This window comes from Streptomyces sp. CB01201, from assembly GCF_002803085.1.
GTDB classification, from domain to species: Bacteria; Actinomycetota; Actinomycetes; order Streptomycetales; family Streptomycetaceae; genus Streptomyces; species Streptomyces hundungensis.
In genome coordinates this window covers 20,101-46,648 of record NZ_NNBJ01000027.1, presented here as the reverse complement: position 1 = coordinate 46,648, position 26,548 = coordinate 20,101, and the positions used below count along the sequence as shown (strand labels likewise).

The window sequence follows — 26,548 nt, the reverse complement described above, 5'->3', positions numbered from 1 at the left end:
CATGGTGAAGGCTGAGCGGAGGCGCGGCGGGCGGGCCCGGTGGCTGGTGCTGCCGGTGGTCGCGCTGGCCGCGTGGGGATGCGTACGCGGCGGATCGGACACGGGGAGCCCGGCGCGTACGCCCGCACCTTCGGCCTCGGCCTCCGCCGAGCCGTCGGCCGGCCCGTCGGCGCCGAGCGGCACGTACGACCCGGCCGCCTACGCGCCCCAGGTGCGCAAGTACGCCAAGCAGGCCGGGGTCAGCCCCCAGTTGCTGATGGCGATCCTCTACAACGAGGACTACAAGCCGCACGACCCGGCCTTCGAGCGGAGCTGGCAGAAGTACAAGCCGGACGCCGCTTTCGGCATCGCGAACATGCACCGGGCCGCGTTCGACCAGACCAAGCGCGGGCGGGACTTCTCGGCGCGCAAGTGGGAGGAGCTGCCCGACGACCGCGCGCTCGCGGTCGAGGCGGCGGCCTGGTACCTGCACGACATGTCCGCGCAGCTCCCCTCCCACCTGACCGGTTCGCTCTCGCGCGACGAGCTGATGGCGCTCGGCTACAACGCGGGCGGCGGCAACATGGCGGCGTTCGCGCGGGGCGTGAAGCCGGGGAGCCAGGCGTCGGACTACCTGACGAGGCTGCGCGACAACTGGAAGAAGGCCGGCACGGCCGTCGCGGGCTAGCCCGGCGGCACGTCGCCCGTGCACAGCATCTTGTGGTTGACCTCCGCGCACGCCTCGGCCTGCCGGGGGTCGGGGGCCATCAGCATCGGGCTCTCGGTGCGGGCCCCGGTCGAGCTGTTGCGCACCTCCGACCAGATGGTGTCGCAGGACGGGCTGAACCGGAGCTTCACCGCGTACGAGGCCGTCTTCAGGGCGCTCTGGGTGCGGGCGTCGCTGCGGCAGGAGGTGCGGGCCGGGTCGTCGCCCTGGCAGCTCGCGCCCTGACAGGCGGGCGGCGCGGGCGCGGCCGGGGTCGCCTCGCGGGTGTGCGGGATGGCGGCCCAGGCGGCGCCGCCCACGAGCGCGAGCGCGGCGGCGACGGTCACCGTCCGGTGATGCGTACGGCGGGATCGCGGCGCCGCGATGGTGGCAGGGGCAGGGGCAGGGGCAGGGGCAGGGGCAGGGGCAGGGGCAGAGGCAGGGGCGGCTTCGGGGCGGGGCGGCGGCAGGGCAGAGGGCCGGGTCGCGCGGTCCCAGAGTTCCAGGAGGCGCGCGTGGTGCTCGGCCCCGCCGAGCGCGCCGAAGGCGTCGACCGCGTCACGCGGCGGGAGGTTGTCCCCGTTGAGATAGCGGTGCCAGGCCGATTTGCTGTACGCCGTGCGGGCGGCGAGACCGGCCAGGCTCAGGCCCGAGGTCTGTTTGAGGTGCCTCAACTCTTCGGTCAGGAGCCGGAGTTCGGGCCGGGTCGTCTCGGGCAGCGGTCGCCACTGGGCCACGCGGTCCCTCCCAAAAGTCCACAAAGTCCCGTTCAGGGGCCATCTGTACCCCAGTGGGGCCGGAGCCAAGCTCCGGCCCCCGGGGCGAACGGGCGAAGTTGTGAATTCAGCGACCGGCGTCGGTCCCGGTCCCTCCCGTGCCGACGGTCAGCACCACGGGACGCTGGACCCGGCCGCGACCCGCACATAGTGCGCGGACACATAGCGGCCGTGGTGTCCGGCCAGGCGGTACCACACCCGGTTGCCGTGCACCGAGGTCCCGTTCCGCTTGCAGGCCAGCGACACCTGGCGTCCCGAACGCAGGGTGCCGGTGGTCCGGTAGGTGGTGCCGGCGCCGGTACGGACGTGCAGCCCGCGGCCGTTCCCGGTGACCACCACACCCTGCGCATGCATCTTGTGGTGGTGGTAGGCGGTGGCGACGCTCGCCCGAGCCGGTGCGGCCGTGGGGGTCGCGGCCATCGCGGCGGCCGGGAACAGGGCGAGCAGGGCGGTGGCGGCGACGACGGCGTTGCGCACGGTGCTTCGGTTCATGTGTGTCTTCTCCAAGGTGCGGGGTCCCCGAGTAGTGACCCTGTGTCAGCATTCGTGTCCGCAGTGCGACCCGGAAATTCGTCCCAGCCGTGCCTGGGACGAATAGGGACGGGCCGCTGGGGCCGGGACCGCCACTGGAGCCGCACGGCGCCGCACGCGGCCACGCCCGTTCACTCGCGTGGCGGATCGCCTGGGCCTCACTTAGCGTGAGGGAGGGGCGATTCCGGGAGGGCGATCACCCCGGGGGACGAGGGGGGTCGGATCAACCGGTAGACCACCGAGGAGACCGGCACATGGGCCGTCACACCAAGGACTCCGTCGAGGTCGGACGCGCCGAGCGGATAGCGAGCGCGTCCGAGCGGCTGTCGGCCGCTTCCGCCGCATCGGCCGCTTCCGCCACATCAGCCGCATCCACCCCGTCCGCCGCCACCGCCGGGTCCACCGCATCCGGCACCGAGCACCCGCCGTCCAGCACCCTGCCACCGGGCGTCGCGTACGCGGGCGACGGCGTGCCGCCGCCGCAGGCCCCGCACACCGGGGCCAAGCACGAGCATCGCTGGCTCGTGCTCGGCGTGATCGCGCTCGCCCAGCTGATGGTCGTCCTGGACGCGACCATCGTGAACATCGCACTCCCCTCGGCCCAGCAGGACCTCGGCTTCTCCGACGGAAACCGGCAGTGGATCGTCACGGCGTACGCCCTCGCCTTCGGCTCGCTGCTACTGCTCGGCGGACGGATCGCCGACCTCGTCGGCCGCAAGGTCGTCTTCCTCGTCGGACTCGTCGGCTTCGCCCTCGCCTCGGCGATCGGCGGCGCCGCGCCCAGCTTCGAGGTCCTGGTCACCGCGCGCGCCCTCCAGGGCGTCTTCGGCGCACTGCTCGCGCCGGCCGCGCTGTCCCTGCTGACCACGACGTTCACCGACCTGAAGGAGCGCGCCAAGGCGTTCGGCATCTACGGCGCGGTCGCGGGAACGGGCGGCGCGGTGGGACTGCTGCTCGGCGGCGTGCTCACCGAGTACCTGGACTGGCGCTGGTGCCTGTACGTCAACCTCCTCTTCGCCGCGCTCGCCTTCTTCGGCGCGCTGCGCCTGCTGCACCCGGGCGCCCCGCAGGACCGCCCCAAGCTCGACATCCCGGGCACGGTCCTCGTCTCGGCCGGTCTCTTCTGCATCGTGTACGGCTTCTCCAACGCCGAGACGCACGCGTGGAGTTCGGCGCAGACCTGGGGCTTCCTCGCGGCGGGCGGCGTACTGATCGCCGCCTTCGCCTGGTGGCAGACGCGCGCGAAGCACCCCCTGCTGCCGCTGCGCGTCGTACTGGACCGGGACCGGGCCGCGTCCTACCTGGCCATGTTCATCTCGGGCGCGGGCATGTTCGGCGTGTTCCTGTTCCTGACGTACTACCTCCAGCAGATCCTCGGCTACACGCCCGTCAAGACCGGGCTCGCCTTCCTGCCCATGGTGTTCGCGATGATCGTCAGCTCGGTCGTCGCGCAGAACAAGCTCGTCCCCAGACTGGGCGCGAAGCCGATCGTGCCGCTCGGCATGGGGCTCGGTGCGGCCGGGCTGGCCTGGATGACGGCCCTGGACGCGAGCAGCGGATACGCCGGCCATGTCCTGCCCCCGCTCCTCGTCATGGGCGTCGGCATGGGCCTGATCTTTGCCCCCGCGATGAGCATGGCCACGGCCGGAGTGGCCGCGCACGACGCGGGCGTCGCCTCGGCGATGGTCAACACCAGCCAGCAGGTGGGCGGTTCGATCGGCACGGCCCTGTTGAACACCCTCGCGACGAGCGCCGCCACGAGCTATCTGGTCGGCCGCCGGCCCACCCCCGCGGCACGGGTCCAGGCCCAGCTCCACAGCTATTCGACGGCGTACTGGTGGTCGGCGGCCTTCTTCGCCCTCGGCCTCCTGGTGTCCGTGGTGCTCTACCGCAAGGGCCCGCCGAGGCCGGCGGCGGGCACCGCGGAAGGGCCCGTCCACATGTGAGAACGCCTCCTCGACCGGCGCTCGCCGCAAGGGACTTGCCGGTACGAGAGATCAACTGGCGGTATGCGCAAGGACCTTGTCGACGAGAGAGGTCAGGTAGGGGTCGTCCATGACCGGGATGTGAAAGAGGGTGCGCAGGTAGATGGGCGCGAGGATGCCGTCCAGGACGTCGAGGAGGTCGAGGCGGGGCTCGCCGCGGGACGCCGCGCGGTCCAGCATGTCCTGAAGGTCCTTACCGCGTGCGGGCAGGGGGTGCGGGATGCCGCCCGCACCTGCGTCTTCGGCATCCCCGGTACCCCCGCTGCTGCCGAGGGGCACCGAGGCGATGAGCGCGCGCAGGAGCACGGCCGCGTCCGGGCCCGTCATCGACTCGGCCGCCCGGTGGGCGTACGTGAGGAGGTCCCCGCGCAGGCTGCCGGTGTCGGGGATGGCCCACGTGGATGCGAGCCGCTCCTGGGAGAGGTCGAGCACGATCGCGTTGGTGGTACGCCAGCGCCGGTAGATGGACGTCTGGTGGACGCCGGAGCGTTCGGCGATCTCGGCGATGGGGATGCGCTCGTGGCCCTGCTCGGCGATGAGTTCCGCCGTCGCCTTGAGGACGGCCTCCCGTACGCGGGCACTCCGGCCGCCGGTGCGCCGGCGCGGCCGGTCCTCCGGCTCGGGCCGCTCGGGCTCGTTGAGGTCGCGATGTTCTTCGGTCATCCCGAAATGCTAACGCAAGTGCTCTTGCGTTAGCAGGGGCGTCCGCGCTACGTTCTTAACGCAAGGAAAACCTGCGTTAAGGGATTGAGGGAGACGGTCATGAAGCCGATGCTGTTCGAGGACGACCCGCAGTTCTGGTACGAGACCCTGCGCGCGCTGGGCCACGCCGCCTACGGCGGCTCCGACTTCGGCGAGGTCGTCGCCACCGCCGAGAAGATCACCGCGGGGGACTACGACAGCTGGTACGAGCAGTGGATGGCCACCGCCGAGCGCACCGAGGCCGAGGCGAAGGCCGCGCTCGAAGGGGGCCACGAGATCTCGGCGCGGGACGGTTTCCTGCGGGCGAACAACTACTTCCGCTCGGCCGAGTTCTTCCTCCACGGCAACCCCGACGACCCGCGCATCGCCGCCTCCTACGAGCGCGCCGTCGCCGCCTTTCACGCCGCCGCCGAGCTCTTCACGCCTCGGATCGAGCCGGTGGAGATCCCGTTCGAGGGCACGTTCCTGCGGGGCTACTTCTACCGCGCCCCGGGCGAGGGGCCCGCACCGACCATCGTCATGCACAACGGGTTCGACGGCACGGCCGAGGAGATGCACTTCTTCGGCGGCGCGGCCGGTGTGGAGCGCGGCTACCACGTCCTGACCTTCGACGGCCCCGGCCAGCCCGGCGCCCGCTTCAACGACGGGCTCCCCTTCCGCCCCAACTGGGAGAGCGTGATCACCCCGGTCCTCGACTGGCTGATCGACACCCGTCCCGAGGTCGACCCCGAGCGCATCGGCCTGCTCGGCCTGAGCATGGGCGGCCTGCTCGCCCCCCGCGCCGCCGCCTTCGAGCACCGTCTCGCCGCCGTCGTCGCGGTCGACGGCGTCTACGACCTCGGCGAGCTCGCCACCCAGAACATGCCCATGCCGCGGCCCGAGGCCGAGGCCCTGCTGCGGGCCGAGCACGCCCCCGAGATCGACGCCTCGATCGAGGCCCTGATGAAGACGAACCCGACGATGCGCTGGTCCATCACGCACGGCTCGTACGTCATGGACGTCTCGACCCCTCGCCAGTTCCTGGCCTCCTACCTCGACTACACCCTCGCCGACGGCGTGGCCGAGAAGATCACTTGCCCGACGCTGGTCTGCGAGGCCGAGGACGACCTGTTCTTCGACGGCCAGCCGCAGCAGCTCTACGACCACCTCACCTGCCCCAAGACCCTCATGCGCTTCACCGTCGCGGAAGGCGCCGGCGCCCACTGCCACACCGGCGCCCAGCGCCTGGCCGCGGGCCGCATCTTCGACTGGCTCGACGACACCCTGAAGCACTGACGCGCTCTGGAGCGTCGCCCGGCGGAGCCGGGATCCCTCCCGGATCCCGGCTCCGCGGCCTCGGCTCCCGGATCCCGGCTCCCGGACCGTCCGGTCCTCCGGCGGGTCGGCGGGGGCCGGCGGCTGAGGTGCGCCGCCGACAACGCCCGCCCGCAGGGCGTCGGGTCAGGCCGCGGGCAGCCGGTCCACCAGGAGCTTCAGCCTCTGCTCGGTGTGCTCCGGAGGCAGTCGTCCCGAGCGGGTCAGGGTTGCCACCCCGTGCAGGGACGCCCAGAACACCTCGGTGAAAAGGCCCGGGTCGACCCCGTCCCCCGCGACCTCGCCGAGCGTCTCGAACAGGGCGGCGAAGGCGTCCTTCAGCGGCTCCGGAGTGTCCTCCCGCGCATACGGGAGGCCGCCGTCGAGCTGGAAGATAGCGTCGTAGACCGCCGGGTTGCGGGTGGCGAAGTCGAGGTAGGCGCGGGCGAGCGCGTACGCCCGGGCACGCGGCCCCCTCGCAGCGGCGGTCGCCGCCCGTACCGCCACGGCCAGCTCGGCCGCGCCTTGGAGGGCGACGGCGCCGATGATCTCGCGCTTGCCGCGGAAGTGGCTGTAGAGCACGGGCTGGCTGTACTCGATGCGTTCCGCGAGCCGCCGCGTGGTGACCGCGTCCCAGCCCTGGTGCTCGGCGAGTTCGCGGGCCGTCGTCACGATGAGGCGCTCGCGGTCCGCCCGTTCGCGTTCCTTGCGTTCCTGTACCGACATGACCCGATGCTAGCACCGCTAGACAAGAGAGCGTCGACAGGTCTAGCATTGCCTCATCACCTAGCAGCGCTAGAAATCTGGAGGGTCACCATGCTCGCCGCACTAGAGGTCACCACCACCGTGGTCGTCGGCCTGATGGTGGGGGTGGAGTTCGCCGTCGCCTTCGTCATGAACCCGATCTTCAACGGCCTCCCCGACGACAGCAATCAGAGCGCCCGCTCGCACGGAGGCCGGATGCTCGGGGCCGTGATGCCGTTCTGGTACATCGGCTCGCTCGTCCTCGCCGTGATCTGGGTGGTCGCCGGACGGCACCGGGGCGGCACCGGCCTCGTCGTCATCGCCGCCGCACTCCTGATCCTCAGCGTGGTCATGTCGCTCCTGCTTCTCGTCCCGATCAACAACCGGGGCAAGACGTGGACCGCCGAGACCCGGCCCGCCGACTGGAAGGAGCAGCTGAGCCGCTGGGACCGCTACCACTACATACGCGTCGCCATCATCGTTGCCGCCTTCACCCTCCTCGTCACCGCCCTCGTCTGAGCCAACGGACCACGGACCACGGACCACTGACCACGGACCACTGACCACGGACCCGCTCAGGACATTTGTCCTGCGGGAGTTGGGATTCTTCGCTCTGCCGCCGGGGGCGTGCCGGACGGGAGTATCAGTGGTGTCGGCAAGGGGCCGGCGGGCACGGGGAAAACGTGAGGGGAACGCCATGAGCGCCACGGTCGCGATGGAGACGCCGGTTCAGGTCAGCACTGCTCAGCCGGTCAACTCGGCGGCGGGCAAAGGGGAACCGGTCCTGATGGGTCTGCCGAACTGGTACTTCCCGCTGGTGGGCCTCTTCGCCGGGATCTTCGACATCGCTCGGGCCTACCCGGTGCTGTACGCGTTGATCCCGGTCGTCGCGATCGTCCAGATCGTGCTCGCCTTCACCGTCCTGAAGGCCCGTATCCGGTACATGAAGTCGCTGTGGAAGAACAAGCGCACCCGGTTCCTGGCCCTGGGTCTGCTGGTCGTGCGCTTCGCGGTCCGCTACGGCCTCGGCATCGTCGGCCTCGCACTCGGTGCGGCGACCGGGCAGCTCACCCTCGGCATCGTCATGGCCGTCATCGGCACCGCGATGGCCTGGGGCGACCAATGGCTCATCCTCCGCACCCTGCGCCACACCCAGGCCACCCGCACCATCTGACGAACCCGGCGCCGATCCGAACCCGGCGGCACCGATCCGCGAACCACGCCAGGGCCCCAGCCGCACACCGCGGCACGGGGCCCTTCGCAGGTCCGCCGCTGCCGAACTCAGGACGCCTTGACCGCACCCACGAACCGGGCCCACGCCCCGGCCCCGACCACCAGGACCGGCCCGGCCGCCACCTTGCTGTCCCGCACGGGCACGACGTTCCCGAAGCCGTCCGCCACCTCGACGCAGCTCCCGCCGTCAGCGTTGCTGTACGACGACTTGCGCCACGCGCCTTCCGCCACCTCCACGCAGTTGCCGCCCTCCGCGTTGCTGTAGGACGACTTCCGCCAGCGGGCGTTGGCCAGAGAGCGCGTTATGTTCATGGTGCGAAGTCCTCCATAGCCGCCCGGATCATGGCCAAGGACGCGTCCGGTGACAACGCCACGGCCCTGCCCAGATCGTAGGTCTTCGCGTAACTCGCTACCAGGGCCGGACTGTCCAACAGCTGCCCTGAATAAGCGGATTCGGTGTACACCACGGGCGGGGCGTCAGAGAAGGACATCACCGCGAACATGCCGTGCATGAGGGGATGGGCGCCCTCCGACATCGGAATCACCTGCATCACCACGCGATGCTGCTCGATGAGGCGGACGAGATGTGCGAGTTGGGCGTGCATGACCGCCGCATCGCCGACCGACGTCGTCAGCACGATCTCGTGAACGATGAACCACACCTCCGGCGGCTCAGGTCCGTCGAGCAACTGGGCCCGCTCCCGGCGAGTGGCGACGGCCTTCTCGATGAAATCGGTGCTCGCGAAAGGGCGGGATGTCCTGATGAGGGCCCGGGTGTACTCCGGCGTCTGAAGCAACCCCGGCACAATCATCGGCGCGTACTCACAGATGGACGAGGCCATCGCCTCAAGCTCGGCCGCCAGGCGGAAGTACTCCGCATGCTGCGAAGCCTGCTCCATCGCCACGCACATCCGGGTCAGGATCCCGTCCGTGTGCAGCGCGGCGTCCAGCAGCCTGGCCATTTCCAGTGGGGGGCGGCGCGTCGCGTTCTCCATCTGGCCGATGTACGCGCCCGAGCAGAAGACCAGCGCGCCGAGCTCGTCCTGGGAGAGGCCGGCGGCTTTCCGCTTGCCTCGCAGTTCGGCTCCGTAGAACGCGCGGGGTGAGTCCCAGGGGTTGAGGTCATTGGGGCGGGTCATGGTCAACTCCCTTACGCGTCAACCGCGTTGCCGAGGTACGCCGTACGGCATACGAGCGTAGCGGCGCCCGGTGACGCGGGGCTCACGGAACGTGAATTCACCCATACGGGCCCACCCGGTGCGGCAAACCATTAGATATGCGGCATTACAGATACTTTCCTGGGTTATGGGAGTTTCGAGTTCCGCCAAGCGGATGCTGGTCGGACGGCCGCTGGACACCAGTCGCCTGGGTGAGACGCTGCTGCCCAAGCGGCTCGCCCTGCCGATCTTCTGTAGCGACCCGCTCTCGTCCGTCGCGTACGCCACCGAGGAGATCCTGCTGATCCTCGCGCTCGGCGGCGCGAGCCTGCTGCACCTCACCTGGTACGCGGCCGCGGCCATCGTCTTCCTGCTCGTGGTGGTGATCGCGTCCTACCGGCAGACCTGCCACGCCTACCCGGGGGGCGGCGGCGCCTACGTCGTCAGCGCCGAGAACCTCGGGCCGACCGCCGCGCTCACCGCCGCGAGCGCGCTGCTCGTCGACTACGTACTGACCGTCGCCGTGTCCGTCGTGTCGGGCGTGGCCGCGATCACCTCGGCGATTCCGTCCCTCGCGACCCACGAAGTCGCGCTGTCGGTCGGCTTCGTGGTGATCCTGACCCTGATGAACCTGCGCGGCGTCCGCGAGTCCGGGCGGATCTTCGCCATCCCGACGTACGGCTTCGTGTGCGTCATCTACCTGATGTTCGCGTTCGCCGCCGTACGGCTCGCCACCGGTGCCACCATCCGCGCGGAGTCCGCCGATCTGCCCATCCACGCGGCCGGGAACTACGCCGGGATCGCCGTCGTGCTGCTCGCGCTGCGCGCCTTCGCCTCCGGATGTACGGCCCTGACGGGCGTGGAGGCGATCAGCAACGGCGTACCCGCCTTCCAGAAGCCGAAGGCCCGCAACGCCGCCAACACCCTCGCCGCCATGGGGTTGTTGTCGGTCACCATGTTCGCCGGGATCACGACCCTCGCCATGGTCTACAAGGTCCATGTGGCCGCCGATCCAACGGAGTTGGGGCTGCCGGCGGGGACCGCGACCGCCACCGCGCTCGCCCAGATCGCCCGCGCCACCTTCGGCCACGCGGACATCCTGTTCTACCTGGTGCAGGCGTTCACGGCGGGCGTGCTGATCCTCGCCGCCAACACCGCGTTCAACGGCTTCCCGATGCTCGCCTCGATCCTGGCCCGGGACCGGTACGCGCCGCGCCAGCTCTACAACCGGGGCGACCGGCTCGTCTACTCCAACGGCGTCGTGCTGCTCGCGCTGGCCGCGATCGCGCTGATCGTGGCGTTCGACGCGCAGCTCACCCGCCTGATCCAGCTGTACATCATCGGCGTCTTCGTGTCGTTCACGCTGTCCCAGGCCGGCATGGTCAGGCACTGGCGCAAGGTCCTGGCCACCGACGAGGGCCGTGCGAACCGGCGGCACATCCACCGCGCGCTCGCCATCAACACGGTGGGCGCGACCCTGACCGGGCTCGTCCTCGTCATCGTGCTGATCACCAAGTTCACGCACGGGGCCTGGCTCGTCATCATCGCGATGCCGATCCTGTTCTTCGGGATGAAGGGCGTACGGCGCCACTACGAGCAGGTGGCCCGGGAGGTCGCCGTCGAGCCGGACGCCAAACCGCGCAGGCCCTCGCGCCACCACGCGTTCGTCCTCGTCTCCAATGTGCACGCCCCGACCCTGAAGGCGATCGGCTTCGCCCAGGCGCTGCGGCCCGACACCCTGACCGCGCTCACGGTGGCCGCCGACGAGGAGGCGGTCCGGCTGCGCGAGCAGTGGGCCTCGTACGATCTCGGCGTACCGCTGACGATCGTCAACTCGCCGTACCGCGAGGTCGTCGGGCCGGTCCTCGCCCATGTGAAGGAGACGGCGGACGCGGACCCGACCGCGATGGTGTCGGTGGTGATCCCCGAGTACATCGTGGGCCACTGGTGGGAGCAGCCGCTGCACAACCAGAACGCGTTCCGCCTGAAGGCCCGGCTCCTCTTCATGCCCGGCGTGACCGTGATCGACGTGCCCTACCGGTTGGAGTCCGCGAGGGGCAAGGACGAGCGGAAGCAGCCCGCCAGGCGCTGATCGGCGCAGGGGCGGGCCCGTCGCTGATCGCCGTGGGGCCGCCCCTGCGGTGGACCGCCGATCCGCCCCGTAGTACTTGAGAGCCACCCCTGGCTCCGGGGAGCCACCTGCCAAGTGGGCTCCCCGGTGGGACGCCGACGACGGCGTGCGCTCCATAACTTCCTTACCGAAGGCACCACTTCACCCCGGCAGCCCGGGCACTTCGGTAGGGAAGGCATCCCCATGGCGTCGCGCCGCCCGCACGAACAGCAGGATCCCCGCGGGAGAGCCCCGCATCCCGCACGGCGCCGTTCCGGGCGGCTGCGGCGCACCCTGATCGCCGCCGTCGTCGCGGCCTCGGTCGCCGTACCGCTGTCGGGTGCGGCCCGTCCCGAGGCGGTGCCCGCCCCCGCCCCGGCCGCCCTCGCCCCGCTCTCCCTCGCCGGGCTCGACGCCCGCTACGCGGCGAACCGGACCGGCATCCTGGCCGCCGGGAAGATGGCCGAGGACTACGGAAACCGGCGCCGGGCAAGGGCGTTGGACGCCATGGCGGACGCGGACCGGCACTTCCTCTCCTTCGACGGACGTGACGGGGGCCGGACCGCCGAGGTCTTCGGCGACCTGGCACACGCGGAGCGGATCGCGGTCCTCGTCCCCGGCTCGGACACCAACCTCGACGTGTACGCCCGGCTGCGCAACGGCGCGCGGGCCCTCGCGGACGAGCTGGGCCCGCACGCCGCCGTCGTCGCCTGGATGGGCTACGCGACCCCGGCCACGATCAGCCCCGAGGTCCTCACCCCGGGCCGGGCGAGCGACGGCGCCCGTCAACTGGTCTCATTCGTAGGGCAGTTGACGCATGCTGCCCCCGCCGCCCGGATCTCCCTGCTCTGCCACTCCTACGGCTCGGTGGTGTGCGCGCAGGCGGCGTCCGGAGTCGCGGTGTCCGACATCGTCCTGTACGGCAGCCCCGGTACGGGCTTCGACACCGCTGCCGCGCTGCACACCGGTGCCACCGTCTGGGCGGGCCGGGGCGGCGACGACTGGATAGCCGACGTCCCCCACGCCACCCTCCAACTCCCCTTCGTCACCATCGGGTTCGGCACCGATCCCGTATCGCGGTCCTTCGGGGCGCATCTCTTCGACGCGGGTTCCGGCGGCCACAGCGACTACCTGCGGCCCGGCTCCGTACCGCTGCGCAACCTCGCCCGGATCGTGAACGGACAGCAGCCGCAGGAGGGCCGTCATGCGTGAGCCCGCCGTGCGGGAACTCGTCCGGCGTATCGAGGCGGCCACGCCGCCCGGGCGCGACCGGGCCGTGGACGCGCTGCGCGCGTTCGCCATCCTCGGGGTGGTGCTCGGACACTGGCTGGTGACCGCGCTCGTCGTCGACACCGGGACCGTGCGCGGCGCGAGTCCGCTCCAGTACATGCCCCAACTGGCCCCCATATCCTGGGCGTTCCAGACCTTGGCGGTCTTCTTCCTGGTCGGCGGGCAGGTCGCGACGAAGAGTTACGTCGGCGCCCGCGCCCGGGGCGAGACGTACGGGCGGTGGCTGGGCGCCCGGCTCGGCAGGCTGTTCCGCCCGGTCGCGGCGGTGCTCGTGGTGTGGCTGGTCGCGGCGGCGGGCCTGCTCGCCTCCGGCGTGGGCTTCGACACCGTGCACACCCTGGTCAAACTGGTGCTGTCCCCGCTGTGGTTCCTGCTCGTTCTCGCGGCCCTGACGGCCGCGACCCCGCTCGTCTCCCGGCTGCACCCGCTGTGGCCGCTCGCGGTCGTCCTGTACGTGGACGTGTACCGCTTCGGGCAGGACGGCGCCGCCGTGACCGGCTGGCTGAACCTGCCGGCGGGATGGCTGGTGCCGTACTGCCTGGGCGCCCTGTGGGCCCGGCGCGACGCGGGCGCGTCGCTGCGCACGACGGGATGGGTGCTGCTGGTGGGCGGCGCCGGGGCGACCGCACTGCTCGTCCGGTTCGCGGGGTATCCCGCGTCCATGGTCGGGGTGCCGGGCGCGGCGATCTCCAACCTGAACCCGCCGACGCTGGCCGCCGTGACCTTCGGGCTCGCCCAGTGCGGCGCGGCGCTGCTGCTGCTCGGGCCGCTGCGCCGGGTGCTGCGCAGGCCCGCGCTGTGGGCGGCGGTGGCCGTGGTGAACCTGTCCGCGATGACCATCTTCCTGTGGCACCAGACCTCGATGATCGCGGTCACCTGCCTCGGGCTGCTCACGGGCGACGCGCTGCCGGGGCTGCACACCGTGCCCGACGGCTCCGGCTGGGTGCCGGCCCGGCTGTGCTGGCTGCCGGTGTTCGCGCTGATGCTGACGCTGTGCCGGTTCGCGTTCCGAACGTACGAACAACCGGGGCGCCGGACCGCGCACGTGGTGCGCGAGGGTCGTCCTGCCACGGCGAGGGAGACGAGGGAGACGAGGGAGACGAGAGAGACGAGGGAGACGAGGGAGATGCGGCGTGCCTAGGGTGAGCCCCGTGAAGACGGGGGATGTCGGAAAAGGGCGCGGGGACGGGTCGTTGGTGGGGGACCGGCTGCGGATGGTGGCGCGCGCCCTGCGCCAGGACCTGCTGACCGTGTCAGAGCCGGTGGCGGAGCGGGGCCGGGCGTCGGAGGGCTGGCTCGCGTGGCGTCCGGCACTCGTCGTGCCGCTGGTGATCGGCGCCGTGATCGTGATGGTGGGCGGCACCGATGAGTACGCCCATCGATTCCACCTGGGGGTGCAGGCGGGGGTGGCGCTCGCCGGGGTGCAGTCGGGGGCACTGGTCGCGGCCCTGTACCGGCCGCTGGCGGCGTGGTGGGTGACGACGGCCGTCACGCTCGTCGCCGGGGTGTGGGCGGGGGGCCGGGCCGATCCGGCCGTGCTCTTTCCGTGGAGCGGCGTCGGTGTCGGGATCTCCGCCCTGATCCTCTTCTTCGTCGCGATCACGCACCGGCCGAGGGTCGTGATCGAGACATTCGTCATCGGCTACGGCGCGGGCATGCTGTGCGTGGCCCTCGCGGGGGAGCGGCAGAACTCGCCGAGCGGCGGCCTGGCACTCGTCCTGTTCGCGATCGCCGGTGTGGTGGGGGGCGCGCTGCGCGGGCGGCGGGTGGCGCGCAAGCAGCTGGTCGTGCAGGAGGAGATCACCGCCGAGGAGCGCGCCCGGCGCACCCTCCTTGAGGAGCGCAGCCGCATCGCGCGGGAGCTGCACGATGTGGTGGCCCACCACATGTCGGTGATCTCCATCCAGGCGCAGGTCGCCCCGCACCTGGTGGAGAACCCGTCCGAGGAGCTGCGCGAGAACCTGGCGGGGATCCGGCAGAACGCGGTCGAGGCGCTGACCGAGCTGCGCCGGGTGCTGGGCGTGCTGCGCTCGGAGGACCCGTCGGCGGAGGCCGTGCGGCACGCCCCGCAGCCCTCGCTCGACCGGCTCGACGAGCTGGTCGCCAACGTCCGGGGCGCGGGTCTTTCCGTCACCGCAGATGTCCTCGGCACCCGGCGCCCGCTCTCGCCCGGCGTCGAGCTGTCGGCTTTCCGCATCGTGCAGGAGGCACTGAGCAACGCGATGCGGCACGCCCCGGGTGCGGCGGTGCGGATACTGATCGCCCACCACCGGGCGGGGCTCGTGGTGCGGGTCACCAACACCGCGCCCGCCCGCCCGGTCGCGCCGTCGCCGGGTGCGGGCCACGGGCTGCTCGGGATGCGGGAGCGTACTGCCATGCTGGGCGGCGAGCTGGCGGTGGGCGCCACGCCGGACGGGGGGTACGAAGTGAGCGCGACGCTTCCACTCGGGGAGTCGCTCGGGGAGCCAATGGGGCTGCCCGTCGGGGAGCCGACCGGGGCGCCGCTTGGGGTGCTTCCGCTCGGGTCGACTCCGCCGCAGCCGGAGGGCACGCCGTGACGATCCGGGTGCTGATAGCGGACGACCAGGTGATGGTCCGTCAGGGATTCACGGTACTGCTCAACGCGGAGCCGGACATCGAGGTGGTCGGGCAGGCCGTCAACGGCCTGGAGGCGGTGGCCCGCACGGCCGAACTCGCCCCTGATGTCGTCCTGATGGACATCCGCATGCCGGAACTCGGCGGCATCGAGGCGACGCGGCGCATCACCGAGGTGCCGGGATCACCCGTCAAGGTGCTGGTACTGACCACCTTCGACCTCGACGAGTACGTGTACGAGGCGCTGCGCGCGGGCGCGTCCGGATTCCTCCTCAAGGATGCCTCTGCCGACGAACTCGCCCACGCCGTAAGGGTGGTGGCCGCCGGAGAGGCCCTGCTCGCGCCGAACATCACCAAGCGGCTCATCGTGGAGTTCTCGCGGATCAGCCAGGCGCCACGTGCCCCGCTGAAGGAGCGCGTCGGCGCACTCACGGAGCGCGAGACGGAGGTGCTCGCCCTGATCGCGCAGGGCCTGTCCAACGCGGAGATCGCCGGGGCGCTGGTCCTCGCGGAGCAGACGGTGAAGACGCATGTCAGCCGCATACTGGTCAAGTTGGGGGTGCGCGACCGCACCCAGGCGGCGGTGTACGCATACGAATCCCGGCTGGTGACTCCGTCCTGAGCCCGCTGTTCTCGGCCGTTCGGGCGATCGGTATGGGCCGGACCCCTGTCTGGGTAGCCACTCATGTGGTACGCCATGCGGACCATCGAGAGGAAGACCGATGCAGTGCACGAACTGCGGACAGCTGATGACGACGACACAGGACGGCTGGTGGATCTGCTACCCCTGCGGGACTTCCCAGCCTGCGTAGACGCGGTTGACCCGGCCTGCCCCCGGTGTGCGGCTGACCTCACCCGGGCCCGCGGCGATTGGCGCGCGTGCCCGGACTGTGAGTACGAGATGGACGCCGACGCCGTCCGCCTCTATCAGCTCCTGTCGGCCGCGTTTGAGGCACAACCGAAAGAGTTCTTCGACTGGGTCGAACGCCGGAGGGACAGGCTCCGGGACGAGGAACCGGTCTGGCAGCGCCGGCCGTAGCGCGGTGACGCGCCGACGGCCCCGGGCGCCCGTCCTTGGCGGCGGGCGCCCGGGGCCGTCGGCTGCGCGCGGCTACAGCCAGCTGTTGTACCGGCGGATGTACCAGCCCTTCACCAGCTGCGTCAGCGTGCAGTAGGCGAGCAGGACGCCGACCAGCCAGGGGAAGTACCCCATCGGCACCGGTACGAAGCCGATCGTCGCGGCCAGCGGCGAGAACGGCAGGAACAGGCCGGTCGCCACCGCGAGCACCGTCATCACCATGACCGGCCAGGTCGCCCGGGACTGGATGAACGGGATCCTGCGGGTGCGGATCATGTGGACGATCAGGGTCTGCGAGAGGAGGCCCTCGATGAACCAACCCGACTGGAACAGCGCCTGGTTGGCCTCGGAGTTCGCCCCGAAGACGTGCCACATGATGACGAACATCGCGATGTCGAAGACCGAGCTGATGGGCCCGATCGTCACCATGAACCGGCCGATCCCCTTGGCGTCCCAGTTGCGCGGCTTACGCAGGTAGTCCTCGTCCATGCGGTCCCACGGCGTGGCCAGCTGGGCGATGTCGTACACCAGGTTCTGGACCAGGAGCATGATCGCCAGCATCGGCTGGAAGGGGATGAAGGCGGAGGCGACCAGGACCGAGAAGACGTTGCCGAAGTTCGACGAGGCCGTCATCTTGATGTACTTGATCGTGTTGCCGAAGGTGGTGCGGCCCTGCACCACGCCCTGCTCCAGGACGGTGAGGTCCTTCTCCAGCAGGATGATGTCCGCGGACTCCTTCGCGATGTCGACCGCCGTGTCCACGGAGATGCCGACGTCCGCGTCGCGCAGTGCCGCCGCGTCGTTGATGCCGTCCCCGAGGAAGCCGACCGTATGCCCGTCGGCCTGGAGCGCGCGCACGATCCTGGCCTTCTGCACGGGGTTGACCTTCGCGAACACCGCTGTCCTGGCGGCCAGTTGACGCAGCGCCGCCTCATCGAGCGCGTCGACCTGCGGCCCGGTCACGACCGTACCGACCTCGATGCCGACGTCGGCGCAGACCCGGGCCGCGACCAGCTCGTTGTCGCCGGTGACGACCTTCACCGCGATGCCCTTGTCCGCGAGGCCGCGCAGTGCCGCCGCCGCGTCCGCCTTCGGCGGGTCGAGGAAGGCGAGGAAGCCGACGAGGGTCAGGCCGGACTCGTCCGCGACCGAGTACGTGTCGCGCGCGGTCGGCATCGTGCGGGTGGCGACGGCCAGCACCCGAAGCCCCTGGCGGTTGTTGTCCTCGGCCGTGCGCGTGACGTGCCACCGCAGCTGGTCGGTGAGTTCGACGCGCTCGCCCCGGTCCATCAGGTGCGTGCACAGGGCCAGGACCTCCTCCACCGCGCCCTTGGTGATCAGGACGTGCTCGGGGCGGCCGGCGCCGCCGAGCAGGCCGTTGCGGTTGAGGACCACGGACATCCGGCGCCGGGCGAAGTCGAAGGGGATCTCGTCGACCATCGTGAACCGTGCGTCGACGACAACCTCCTCGGCCTCGTTGACGCGGTCGATGACCGCCTGATCCATGAGGTTGCGCAGTCCGGTCTGGAAGTGGGCGTTCAAGTACCCGTATTCCAGAACCTCGTTGTCCTCCGTGCCGTGCACGTCGAGGTACCGGTCGAGGACGATGCGGTCCTCGGTGAGGGTGCCCGTCTTGTCGGTGCACAGGACGTCCATCGCGCCCAGGTTCTGGATCGCGTTCAGCCGCTTGACGACGACCTTCTTCTTCGACATCGCCACGGCACCGCGCGCCAGGTTCGCGGACACGACCATCGGCAGCATCTCGGGGGTGAGCCCGACGGCCACGGCGATGGCGAACAGGAAGGCCTCGTTCCAGTCGCCCTTGGTGAAGCCGTTGATCATGAATACGACCGGGACCATCACCAGCATGAAGCGGATGAGCAGGAAGCTGACCCTGCGTACCCCGGTGTCGAAGTTCGTCTGCGGCCGCTCGCCCACGAGCGAGCCCGCCATGGAACCGAAGTAGGTGTCGGCGCCGGTCGCGACCACAACTCCCGTGGCTGTGCCCGACGTTACGGACGTACCCATGAGGCAGAGGTTCCCCGCCTCGACGGGGTCGCCTGCGGATGCGGCGATCCGGTTGTCCTCGCCGGCGCGCACGTCGGTCTTGGCGACCGGCAACGACTCGCCGGACAGAGCGGCCTGACTGACCATCAGGTCCTTGGCCGTGATCAGCCGCAGGTCCGCCGGGATCAGGTCGCCCGCGCCCAGCTTGACCACGTCGCCCGGGACCACCTGGTCCATCGGCACCTCGACGTTGGTGGGCAGGGCGGCGCCGCCGGCCCGGCGCTGCACGGCGGTGGTCGTGGTGACCAGCTGCTTGAGCGCGTCGGCGGCACGGCCGGAGCGGAACTCCTGCCAGAAGCGCAGCAGTCCGCTGATGCCGACCATCACGGACAGGATGATGACGCCCGGGTCCGCCGGGTCCTGCCAGTACATGACGGCCGCGAGGAAGACGAGCACGGCGATGAACGGGTTGGCGTAGGCCTTCGCCAGCTGGACGTACCAGCGCGGGGCGCGCTCCTGCGCGACCGTGTTGAGGCCGTGCCGCTCCTGCCGGTCGAGCACCTCGGCCTGGCAGAGGCCGTCGCGGTCGACGCCGTACTCCTTGAGCACCTGCGAGGTCGGCTGCGCGGCGATCGCGCCGAGCCGCTCGGCGACGGTACGGGTGCGGGCCTCCAGCTCGGCGGCCCGCCGCTCACGGCGGCGGCCCGGCGGGGCGAGCTTCTGGGGGGTGGGGTTGGAGTTGGGGGTGGGGGTCAGTGTGGTCATGACGAAACCTCCCTGGGTCGTCAGGGGTGGGTGCGGCCGGGTACGGCCGGGTGCGGTCTTGCGTGTGGGGGTGCCTTGAGGCCGCGGGAGCGCGCGGGCTCGGGGGCCCCGGGGCTCGGGGTGCGCCTCGCGGGCCGCGTGATGGCGTACGGGGTGCGTACGTGGGCAGGCGGGCGCGCTGGAGGGGGCCGGTCGGACTGCTGGTCAGCCGAGGGGCAGGGCGCGGCGAGGACTTCGGTCGGGACTCATCCCGAACACCTCCTCGCTACGGGTGCGGCGCTGGACGGCGGCCGCACGGTTATTTGCGTCGATGTGAAAGTAGCATACTTGCGTGGATGTGAAAGTAGGGCCGAAGGTCCCGAGCGGTGGCGGTTCCGCGGCTGGGCCCGGCTCGTGCTTTCGGCTGGGTCGGGTATGACCCAACGGCCGATCCGCGGGGCGGGGAGTGCCCGGCACCATCGGGGGATGGACCTCACCCGTCGTATCGCGGTGACCGCGGTGCTCGCGGGAGCCGTGGTCGTTCCGGCCGCACGCACTGCCCCGGCGCAGGCCGCGCCGACGCGTGCGGTGGCTTCGGCCGATGCCCGCGCAGTGCGGGTTCCTTCGGTGCGGGTTCCTTCCGTGCGGGTCGTCCCTTCCGGGCATGCGGGACCTGTTCATGTGGCAACTGCGCGTGTGGCAACCGCCCATGTGGGGACGGCACATGTGGGGACGGCACATGGGGCCGTGGCATATAGCTACGCGGCACATGGTGACGCGGCACATGGGGGTCCGGCTGGGCCCGCGTCCCGCGCGGCCGACCGCGGCGACCCCGTGCTCGACGTGGTCGCCGTCTCGGCCGCGGCCCTCGCCTCGGCGGGCGGCCTCCTGCTCGCGCGCCGCAAGCGCTGACCTGCCGCTACCGGTACCGGTACCGCTTCCGCTTCGGCTTCGGCTTCCGCTTCCGCCGTCTCTTCCTGCCTGCTGCTCTTCTGCCGCTTCACCCGGGGGTGCCCTCATGCTGCACGTGCTCTACCTGATCGGCGTCGCCGCGTTCGCGGCCAGTGGTGTGCTGGCCGCGCACCGGGCGAACATGGACCCCTTCGGTGGTCTGGTGCTCGCCTTCGCGGCGTCCGTGTCCGGCGGCACCCTGCGCGACCTGATCCTCGACCGGCACCCGCTGTACTGGACGCACGATGCGGTCCTGCTGACCGTCATCGCCTGCGCCGGCATCGGCACGATGCTGTATCTGCGCAGGTGGGAGCTGCCGCAGCGCTCGCTGATGGTGGTGGACGCGGTCGGTCTCGCGGTGGTCACCGTCATGGGCGCCCGCGCCGCCGTGGACGCGCACGTCACCCCGGTCGCCGTGGTGATCCTTGCCGTGCTGACCGGCGTCACGGGCGAGGTCGTACGCGACGTACTGTGCGGCCAGTTCCCGCCGCTGCTGCTCCGCGAGGAGGTGTACGCGACCGCCGCCCTGGCCGGCGCGCTCTGCTACCAGCTCCTGCACTGGCTCCAGGCGGGCCCGACCCTGACGACGGTCGTCGCCGCCGGCGTCGTCCTGTCCCTGCGCCTCACGGCGATCTTCCGCGATCTGCATCTGCCGAGGTTGCAGAGCGTGCGGTGAGGCCGGGACCGGCCGACCCGGGCGGCTCAGTCGCGGCGGCGGCGCAGGAGGAGGAAGCCGCCGCCTGCCACGCTCGCGGCGGAGGCCGCGGCCAGGGCCTGGGGGGCGGCCGAGTTCTTGGCGGGGGTGGCCGTGGAAGCCGAGGGGGAGGTGGGGGTCGCGGGGTCGCCGCCGTGGCCGTGGTGGCTCACGGTGGAGTGGGGGGCTCCTGCGGCGATCTTCTGCTCGGTGGGCGCCGCGGCGGCCTTGGCGGTGCCGCCGTACACGACGTCCGAGCAGCTGTAGAACGCCTCCGGGCTGTCGTCGCGCTGCCAGACCTTGTAGATGATGTGGCGGCCCGTGCGGGTCGGGAGCGTACCGGTGAAGTTGTAGTAGCCGTCGGTCGCGGTGCGGGGGGTCTGGTAGGTGGCCACGGGGGTGTTGTCCAGGTCGGACCACTTCAGGGGCTTCGTCGGGTCGAAGCCGTCCTTGGTGATGTAGACCGTCATCGTGCCCGAATGGGCCGCCGTGACACGGAACTTGAAGTCGAACCTGCCCGCCGCGACGCTGGTGGACGGCCAGTCGGTACGGGCCCAGTCCAGCGCCCGGTACTTGTCGCGGTTCGCCGAGCACAGCTTGCCGTCGGGGATGAGCTGGCGGGACTGGCCGTTGGCGTTGGCGATGTTCACCTCGTTCCAGTCGTACAGCGGCTGGGTGCCCGAGTCGGCCACGAGGTCCTTGCACACCTGGGACACCGGGTGCTCCGGGCCCTCGGCGTAGCAGGCGGCGATCCGGCTGACCGGGTTGAACATGGCTCCGTGTGCGGAGGCGGTCGTGGGCGTCAGGGCGAGGACCGTCAGGGAGGTGGCCCCGAGGACGCCCAGGGACGCTGCGGTGCGCCGAGCGGACATGCGTGCTCCTTGATCGTGGGGAGTGGGGAGTGGGGAGTGGGGATGCGGGGATGTGGGGCGGCATGGCGGAGCGCTGGTGGGCCAAGTCGCCCGCCAGTAGCGGTACTTGGCAGACTGGCATTGGTCTGGACCAAGCCGCAAGAGGTCTACGCCAACCCGTCGTTCGGCTTGCCTGGTGCTGTGCCGGGTGCCGTGTCGGAAGCCGGTGCGTCGACGGGCTCGCGGACGGTCACCGGGCGTTCGTCCGCCGGGCGCGACCACCAGACTCCCTCTCCGTGGGTGAGGCCGGGCAGCCGCTGCTCGATGGCCGCGACCAGACGGGCCGCGACGGTGCCGCGGAGCAGCCACGCCTCGCCCGCGGCGCGGCTCTCCTCGATGAGCGCGCCCATCGCGGTAAGACGGGCGGCGACCGTCGCGAGGGTGTCGGGCGGCACCTCCAACTCGAAGGCACGGTAGGGCTCGTGGACCGTGGTACCGGCTTCCCGCACGGCGCGGCCCAGGACGATCCTGGTGAGGGCGCGGAAGTCGCCCGCCGTGCTGAAGATGCTGTTGAACCCCGAGCGGACGAGCGTGACCGCGCAGTCCGTGACCGCCCAGCCGTGCGGGCCGCAGCCCGCGCGCAGCGCTTCGTGGACGGTTTCCTCGATCGCCTGGTGGAACGCCCGTGGCAGCGCGCCCAGTTCGGTCTCGTACCGAACGCGGTGCCACTGCCGTACGGGGCCGGCGTGACGCGCAGCCCGACGGTGGCCCAGTGGCCGCTGGGGGCCGGGCCGCGGTCCATCCCGACCACCGCCTCGCCCGTACCGGTGAGCCGTTCGGTGCACACTGTTCGGCTCGGCTCGAAGACCGCCGCGATGCCGTACGCGGCGGCGAGCGTGGCGGCGATGACCTCCTTCTGCACCTCGCCGTACAGCAACACCGAAATGGCGCCGCCCGGTTCGGTACGGGCCCGGATCAGCGGGTCCTGCTCCGCGAGGTCGGTCAGCGCCCGGTGCAGCCGGGCGGCCTGCGTGGTGCCGGGCTCCCGGGGGCGTACGACGCTCTGGAGGGTGGGGGCGGCGAAGCGGGGCGTGCGGGCCGGGGGGCGGCCCAGGTGGTCGCCCACGCGGATGTCGGGGAGGCCGCGCAGCTTCCCGATGTTGCCCGGAGCGAGGGAGGTCCGGGAGTCGTCCGTGCCGGCCCCTACTACGTCGAGTGCGGTGAGGCGGCCGGTGTGGGTGGTGCGGGTGCCGGGGGAGGCGAACGTCAGCCATTGACGGTTCGTCACTTCGCCCTCGAACAGGCGTAGATACGCCGTCTTGTGCCCCGACGACGGATCCCGCTCCACCGCGAAGACCGTGCCTCGGGGAGGGGCCACCGGATCGGGGGCAGGATTCTGCGCCGGTTCGGGCGCCATGGCCACGATCGCCGCGATCAGGGCGTCGACGCCCTGGCCGCTGATCGCCGAGCCGAAGTACACCGGGTGGACGAGGGCCTTCGCCGTCTGGTCGGCCAGGGCCCCGGAGAGGTCGGCGGGGGTCGGCTCGGGTCCGTCCACGACGCGGGCGAGCAGCGTGTCATCGTGCTCGGCCAGCAACTCGCCCAGCGCAGAGCGGAATCGAGGGTCGGTGAAGGTGCGGGGCTCGGTGGTGGCGGCGCGGGTGCCCGCGTCTCGCACGTGCGTCATGGAGGCCGCGTGCGGGGTCAGTTTGCGGCGGATCTCGGCGATGAGGGCGTCCGTCCTGGCGCCCGCCCGGTCGATCTTGTTGGCGAAGACGAGGGTGGGGAGGCGGGCCTCGCGCAGGGTGCGCATCAGGACGCGGGTCTGCGCCTGTACGCCCTCGACGGCGGACAGGACGAGCACGGCGGCGTCCAGCACGCCGAGGGCGCGTTCCACCTCGGCGACGAAGTCACTGTGACCCGGGGTGTCGATGAGGTTGACCTGGGTGTCGCCCACCCGGAACGCGGCGACGGCGGAGTGCACGGTGATGCCGCGCTGCCGCTCGATGGCGCCGGTGTCGGTCTGCGTGCTGCCGTCGTCCACGCTGCCGAGCCGGCGGATCGTGCCGGTGTCGAAGAGGAGGCGCTCGGTGAGGCTGGTCTTACCGGCGTCGACGTGGGCGAGGATGCCGATGTTGAGGGTGCGGGGTGCTGGGGGCATGGGTGCGGGGTTCTCCGAAGGGGGCCGTGAGGTGTGGGCTCTGGGCTGCTTCGAAGCGTCGGCGCACGGTTTGCTCCCGCGGGGTGGGTCGGTGTTCTGGCGGGGCCAGGTTAGGGGGCCGGGGTTGGAGGTGCGAGGGGTTTTCGTGCGGGGCGTGTGGGCCGGCCTGGGCTGCGCCCCGGACCCCGGGGGGCCTTTGCCCGCCCGCCCGCCCCTTGCCCCGGGTTGGTAGGTTCCGGGTCCCCCTGGGGCTCCGCCCCAGACCCCGATCGCGCCTTAAGGGCGCTCGTCCTCAAACTCCCCCAAGGCCTTAAGGGCCAGGGGGGACCCCCATGACGGGCTGAAGATGCCTGCTGCCGGCCAGCACCGAGGCCTTTAGGGGCGCGGGGCTGTGACATGTGCGCGGCTCCGCCGCGGTACCGGGGGACGCCACAGGGGCGCGGGGAACTGCGCGACCAGCCACGCGCGGTGGACGGACGAGAACGGGGTTAGGAGCGCGGGGAACTGCGCGAATGGCCCCAGCGGTCCGCGGATGAAAACGGGGTTTTGGGGGCGCGGGGAACTGCGCGACCAGGCAGCCACGGTGGACGGACGAGAGGGGGGTTAGGGGCGCGGGGAACTGCGTGAACGGCCCCCGCGGTCCGCGGATGAAAACGGGGTTTTGGGGGCGCGGGGAACTGCGTGAACGGCCCCAGCGGTCCGCGGATGAAAAGGGGGTTTTGGGGGCGCGGGGAACTGCGCGAACGGCCCCCGTGGTCCGCGGACGGTATCGGGGGCAGGGGCGTCAGCCACCGCGCGGGGAGCGGGGGTGAGGGGGCCGGACCCAGGAGGTCGGGGCCGGGGGCCGGACAGTAGAGTGCGGGGCCAGACGCCGAACGCACTTCCGAGGTATCCGTGAACCACCCCCGCACCCCCCACCCCGACGTCACCGTCGTCGGCATCGGGGCCGATGGATGGGGCGGGCTCGGGGATGCCGCCCGCGGGGTGCTCGGCGCCGCCGAGGTGGTCGTCGGCGGGGCGCGGCAGCTCGCGCTGCTGCCCGAGGACGCCTGCCGCGGCGAGCGCGTCGCCTGGCCCTCGCCGTTGCGGGCCGCAGTGCCGGGCCTCATGGAGGCCCACGCCGGGCGCCGCATCGCCGTCCTGGCCAGCGGTGACCCCATGTTCTACGGGATCGGCCGCACCCTCAACGAAGTCCTCGGCGCCCCGCCCCGGATCGTCCCGCACCCCTCCTCCGTCGCCTACGCCTGCGCCCGGCTCGGGTGGGCCGTGGAGGAGACCGAGGTCGTGACGGCCGTCGGGCGGCCCGTGGCCCGGGTCGCCGCCGCCCTGCACCACGGCCGGCGCCTCCTCGTGCTCAGCGCCGGGTCCGGCACCCCCGCCGAGGTCGCCGCGCTGCTGCGCGACCGCGGGTTCGGGCCCAGCCGGATGCGGGTGCTCGAACAGCTCGGGTCCGAGGAGGAGCACCAGCGCGAGGGCGTCGCGGACACCTGGGGCGACGGTGACTGCGACGCGCTCAACGTCGTCGCCGTCGACTGCTGCCGCGCCCCCGGCGCCCTGCGGCTCGGCGCCGTGCCGGGGCTGCCCGACGACGCGTACGAGCACGACGGGCAGCTCACCAAGCGGCACATCCGCGCCGCCACCCTCGGCGCGCTGGCGCCCGCACCCGGCGAACTGCTCTGGGACATCGGCGGGGGCTCCGGCTCGATCGCCGTGGAGTGGATGCGTACCCACCCGTCCTGCCGGGCCTTCAGCGTCGAGCGGGACCCGGTGCGGGCCGAGCGCATGCGCCGCAACGCCGAGCGGCTCGGCGTGCCGGGACTTGATGTGGTCCCCGGCCGTGCGCCCGGCGCGCTCGCTCAACTCCCCTCGCCCGACGCCGTGTTCATCGGCGGCGGGCTCACCGCGCCCGGGCTGCTCGACGCCTGCTGGGCCGCGCTGCCGGCCGGCGGCCGGCTCGTCGCCAACACCGTCACGCTGGAGTCGGAGGCGCTGCTCGCCGAGTGGTACCGGCGCCACGGCGGCGACCTCGTCCGGCTCGCCGTCGCGCACGCCGTGCCGGTCGGTGCCTTCACGGGCTGGCGCCAGGCCATGCCGGTCACCCAGTGGGCGGTGGTGAAGGCCGGACCCTTGCCCGTACCGGAATCCGTATCCGTGCCCGAGCCCGGATTCGGGACCGGTACCCCCAACGCCCTTTCAGGAGACGACAGATGACCGTGTACTTCATCGGCGCGGGGCCCGGTGCCGCCGACCTGATCACGGTGCGCGGCGCCCGTACGCTCGCCTCCTGCCGGGTCTGTCTGTACGCCGGCAGTCTGGTGCCGCGCGAACTGCTCGCGGAGTGCCCCGAGGGCGCCCGCCTCGTGGACACCGCTCAGCTCAACCTGGAGGAGATCACCGGGGAGTTGGTGCGCGCCCACGAGGCCGGCCAGGACGTGGCGCGGCTCCACTCGGGCGACCCGTCGGTGTTCAGCGCGGTCGCCGAGCAGATGCGGCGCCTGGACGCGGCCGGGGTGCCCTACGAGGTCGTGCCGGGCGTGCCCGCGTTCGCCGCGGCGGCGGCCGCCCTCAAGCGGGAGCTCACCGTGCCGACCGTGGGCCAGACCGTCATCCTCACCCGCGTCGCGCAGCGCGCCACCGCCATGCCCGAGGGCGAGGACCTCGCCACCCTTGGACGCAGCGGCGCGCTGCTCGTGCTGCACCTGGCGACGGGCCATGTCGACCGTGTGGTCGAGGAGTTGCTGCCGCACTACGGGGCCGACTGCCCCACCGCCGTCGTCGCGTTCGCCTCACGGCCCGAGGAGGTCGTGCTGCGCGGCACCCTGTCCGACATCGCGGCGCAGGTGAAGGCGGCCGGGATCGTGCGGACCGCCGTCATCCTGGTCGGACGGACGCTGGGCGCGGCCGAGTTCCGCGACAGCCACCTGTACTCGGCCGACCGGCACCGCTGCTGACCACGTCCCG

General features: G+C 71.7%; 23 protein-coding genes and 1 pseudogene. 15 read left to right on the top strand and 9 right to left on the bottom strand.

Annotation, left to right across the window (positions count from 1 at the left end):
- Position 1: 1 nt before the first annotated feature.
- Positions 2-667, top strand: coding sequence for a transglycosylase SLT domain-containing protein (locus tag CG740_RS36200; protein ID WP_100579566.1), 666 nt, complete (start codon positions 2-4; stop codon positions 665-667).
- Here the strand turns inward: CG740_RS36200 and CG740_RS36195 are convergent.
- Positions 664-1,422: a helix-turn-helix domain-containing protein gene (locus CG740_RS36195; protein WP_100579565.1), complete on the bottom strand. Its 759-nt coding sequence runs from the start codon at positions 1,420-1,422 to the stop codon at positions 664-666. The genes CG740_RS36200 and CG740_RS36195 overlap by 4 nt on opposite strands.
- A 147-nt stretch (positions 1,423-1,569) precedes the next feature.
- Positions 1,570-1,953 (bottom strand): SH3 domain-containing protein, encoded by a 384-nt coding sequence (locus tag CG740_RS36190; protein WP_100579564.1) that lies wholly within the window; start codon positions 1,951-1,953, stop codon positions 1,570-1,572.
- Positions 1,954-2,246: 293 nt separating this feature from the next.
- On the opposite strand from CG740_RS36190, the gene CG740_RS36185 reads away from it, so the two are divergent.
- A complete protein-coding gene (locus tag CG740_RS36185; protein WP_234376695.1) occupies positions 2,247-3,938 on the top strand; it encodes an MFS transporter in 1,692 nt (563 codons plus the stop codon).
- Between the two features lie 51 nt (positions 3,939-3,989).
- Here the strand turns inward: CG740_RS36185 and CG740_RS36180 are convergent, their stop codons facing one another.
- Positions 3,990-4,640: a TetR/AcrR family transcriptional regulator gene (locus CG740_RS36180; RefSeq protein WP_100579563.1), complete on the bottom strand. Its 651-nt coding sequence runs from the start codon at positions 4,638-4,640 to the stop codon at positions 3,990-3,992.
- A gap of 99 nt (positions 4,641-4,739) precedes the next feature.
- On the opposite strand from CG740_RS36180, the gene CG740_RS36175 reads away from it, so the two are divergent.
- Complete coding sequence (locus CG740_RS36175; RefSeq protein ID WP_100579562.1) at positions 4,740-5,954, top strand: alpha/beta hydrolase family protein; 1,215 nt, start codon at positions 4,740-4,742, stop codon at positions 5,952-5,954.
- 165 nt (positions 5,955-6,119) lie between these two features.
- Here the strand turns inward: CG740_RS36175 and CG740_RS36170 are convergent, their stop codons facing one another.
- The gene (locus CG740_RS36170) at positions 6,120-6,698 is read right to left on the bottom strand and encodes a TetR/AcrR family transcriptional regulator (RefSeq protein ID WP_100579561.1); all 579 of its coding nucleotides are present in this window, start codon (positions 6,696-6,698) and stop codon (positions 6,120-6,122) included.
- Positions 6,699-6,788: 90 nt separating this feature from the next.
- Between CG740_RS36170 and CG740_RS36165 the strand changes: the two genes are divergently transcribed.
- Together CG740_RS36165 and CG740_RS36160 are read left to right on the top strand one after the other, a co-directional pair.
- Positions 6,789-7,235, top strand: a complete 447-nt coding sequence (locus CG740_RS36165) for a DUF1772 domain-containing protein (protein ID WP_100579560.1) — start codon at positions 6,789-6,791, stop codon at positions 7,233-7,235.
- Positions 7,236-7,413: 178 nt separating this feature from the next.
- Entirely contained in the window at positions 7,414-7,890 is a 477-nt protein-coding gene (locus tag CG740_RS36160; RefSeq protein ID WP_100579559.1) for a hypothetical protein, read from the top strand.
- 107 nt (positions 7,891-7,997) lie between these two features.
- Here the strand turns inward: CG740_RS36160 and CG740_RS36155 are convergent, their stop codons facing one another.
- Entirely contained in the window at positions 7,998-8,261 is a 264-nt protein-coding gene (locus CG740_RS36155) for a DUF397 domain-containing protein (protein WP_100579558.1), read from the bottom strand.
- Positions 8,258-9,088, bottom strand: a complete 831-nt coding sequence (locus tag CG740_RS36150; RefSeq protein ID WP_100579557.1) for a helix-turn-helix domain-containing protein — start codon at positions 9,086-9,088, stop codon at positions 8,258-8,260. Before CG740_RS36150 ends, CG740_RS36155 begins: the two co-directional genes overlap by 4 nt.
- Before the next feature lie 166 nt (positions 9,089-9,254).
- Between CG740_RS36150 and CG740_RS36145 the strand changes: the two genes are divergently transcribed.
- The 6 genes from CG740_RS36145 (at position 9,255) to CG740_RS36120 (ending at position 16,140) form a co-directional block, all read left to right on the top strand.
- Positions 9,255-11,198, top strand: a complete 1,944-nt coding sequence (locus tag CG740_RS36145) for an APC family permease (protein WP_100579556.1) — start codon at positions 9,255-9,257, stop codon at positions 11,196-11,198.
- Positions 11,199-11,420: 222 nt separating this feature from the next.
- Positions 11,421-12,428: an alpha/beta hydrolase gene (locus tag CG740_RS36140; RefSeq protein ID WP_100579555.1), complete on the top strand. Its 1,008-nt coding sequence runs from the start codon at positions 11,421-11,423 to the stop codon at positions 12,426-12,428.
- Positions 12,421-13,647 (top strand): acyltransferase family protein, encoded by a 1,227-nt coding sequence (locus CG740_RS36135; protein WP_100579554.1) that lies wholly within the window; start codon positions 12,421-12,423, stop codon positions 13,645-13,647. Before CG740_RS36140 ends, CG740_RS36135 begins: the two co-directional genes overlap by 8 nt.
- Before the next feature lie 10 nt (positions 13,648-13,657).
- Positions 13,658-15,064 (top strand): sensor histidine kinase, encoded by a 1,407-nt coding sequence (locus tag CG740_RS36130; RefSeq protein WP_234376694.1) that lies wholly within the window; start codon positions 13,658-13,660, stop codon positions 15,062-15,064.
- Complete coding sequence (locus CG740_RS36125; RefSeq protein ID WP_267895443.1) at positions 15,061-15,723, top strand: response regulator; 663 nt, start codon at positions 15,061-15,063, stop codon at positions 15,721-15,723. Before CG740_RS36130 ends, CG740_RS36125 begins: the two co-directional genes overlap by 4 nt.
- Positions 15,724-15,798: 75 nt before the next feature.
- A complete protein-coding gene (locus CG740_RS36120; RefSeq protein ID WP_159030521.1) occupies positions 15,799-16,140 on the top strand; it encodes a hypothetical protein in 342 nt (113 codons plus the stop codon).
- A gap of 72 nt (positions 16,141-16,212) precedes the next feature.
- Here the strand turns inward: CG740_RS36120 and mgtA are convergent, their stop codons facing one another.
- Complete coding sequence (gene mgtA / locus CG740_RS36115; RefSeq protein ID WP_199846684.1) at positions 16,213-18,951, bottom strand: magnesium-translocating P-type ATPase; 2,739 nt, start codon at positions 18,949-18,951, stop codon at positions 16,213-16,215.
- Between the two features lie 726 nt (positions 18,952-19,677).
- On the opposite strand from mgtA, the gene CG740_RS40060 reads away from it, so the two are divergent.
- Positions 19,678-19,842: a hypothetical protein gene (locus tag CG740_RS40060; RefSeq protein WP_159030520.1), complete on the top strand. Its 165-nt coding sequence runs from the start codon at positions 19,678-19,680 to the stop codon at positions 19,840-19,842.
- A gap of 106 nt (positions 19,843-19,948) precedes the next feature.
- A complete protein-coding gene (locus CG740_RS36110; RefSeq protein ID WP_100579552.1) occupies positions 19,949-20,557 on the top strand; it encodes a trimeric intracellular cation channel family protein in 609 nt (202 codons plus the stop codon).
- Positions 20,558-20,583: 26 nt separating this feature from the next.
- On the opposite strand, the gene CG740_RS36105 is transcribed toward CG740_RS36110, so the two are convergent.
- Together CG740_RS36105 and CG740_RS36100 are read right to left on the bottom strand one after the other, a co-directional pair.
- Entirely contained in the window at positions 20,584-21,447 is an 864-nt protein-coding gene (locus CG740_RS36105) for a lytic polysaccharide monooxygenase auxiliary activity family 9 protein (RefSeq protein WP_100579551.1), read from the bottom strand.
- A gap of 146 nt (positions 21,448-21,593) precedes the next feature.
- Positions 21,594-23,587: pseudogene (locus tag CG740_RS36100) on the bottom strand (GTP-binding protein).
- Between the two features lie 894 nt (positions 23,588-24,481).
- Between CG740_RS36100 and cbiE the strand changes: the two are divergent.
- Complete coding sequence (cbiE, locus tag CG740_RS36095; RefSeq protein ID WP_100579550.1) at positions 24,482-25,798, top strand: precorrin-6y C5,15-methyltransferase (decarboxylating) subunit CbiE; 1,317 nt, start codon at positions 24,482-24,484, stop codon at positions 25,796-25,798.
- On the top strand, positions 25,795-26,538 hold the full coding sequence (cobM, locus tag CG740_RS36090) for a precorrin-4 C(11)-methyltransferase (protein ID WP_100579549.1): 744 nt from the start codon (positions 25,795-25,797) through the stop codon (positions 26,536-26,538). The genes cbiE and cobM overlap by 4 nt, the downstream gene beginning before the upstream one ends.
- The last annotated feature ends 10 nt before the right edge of the window (positions 26,539-26,548 follow it).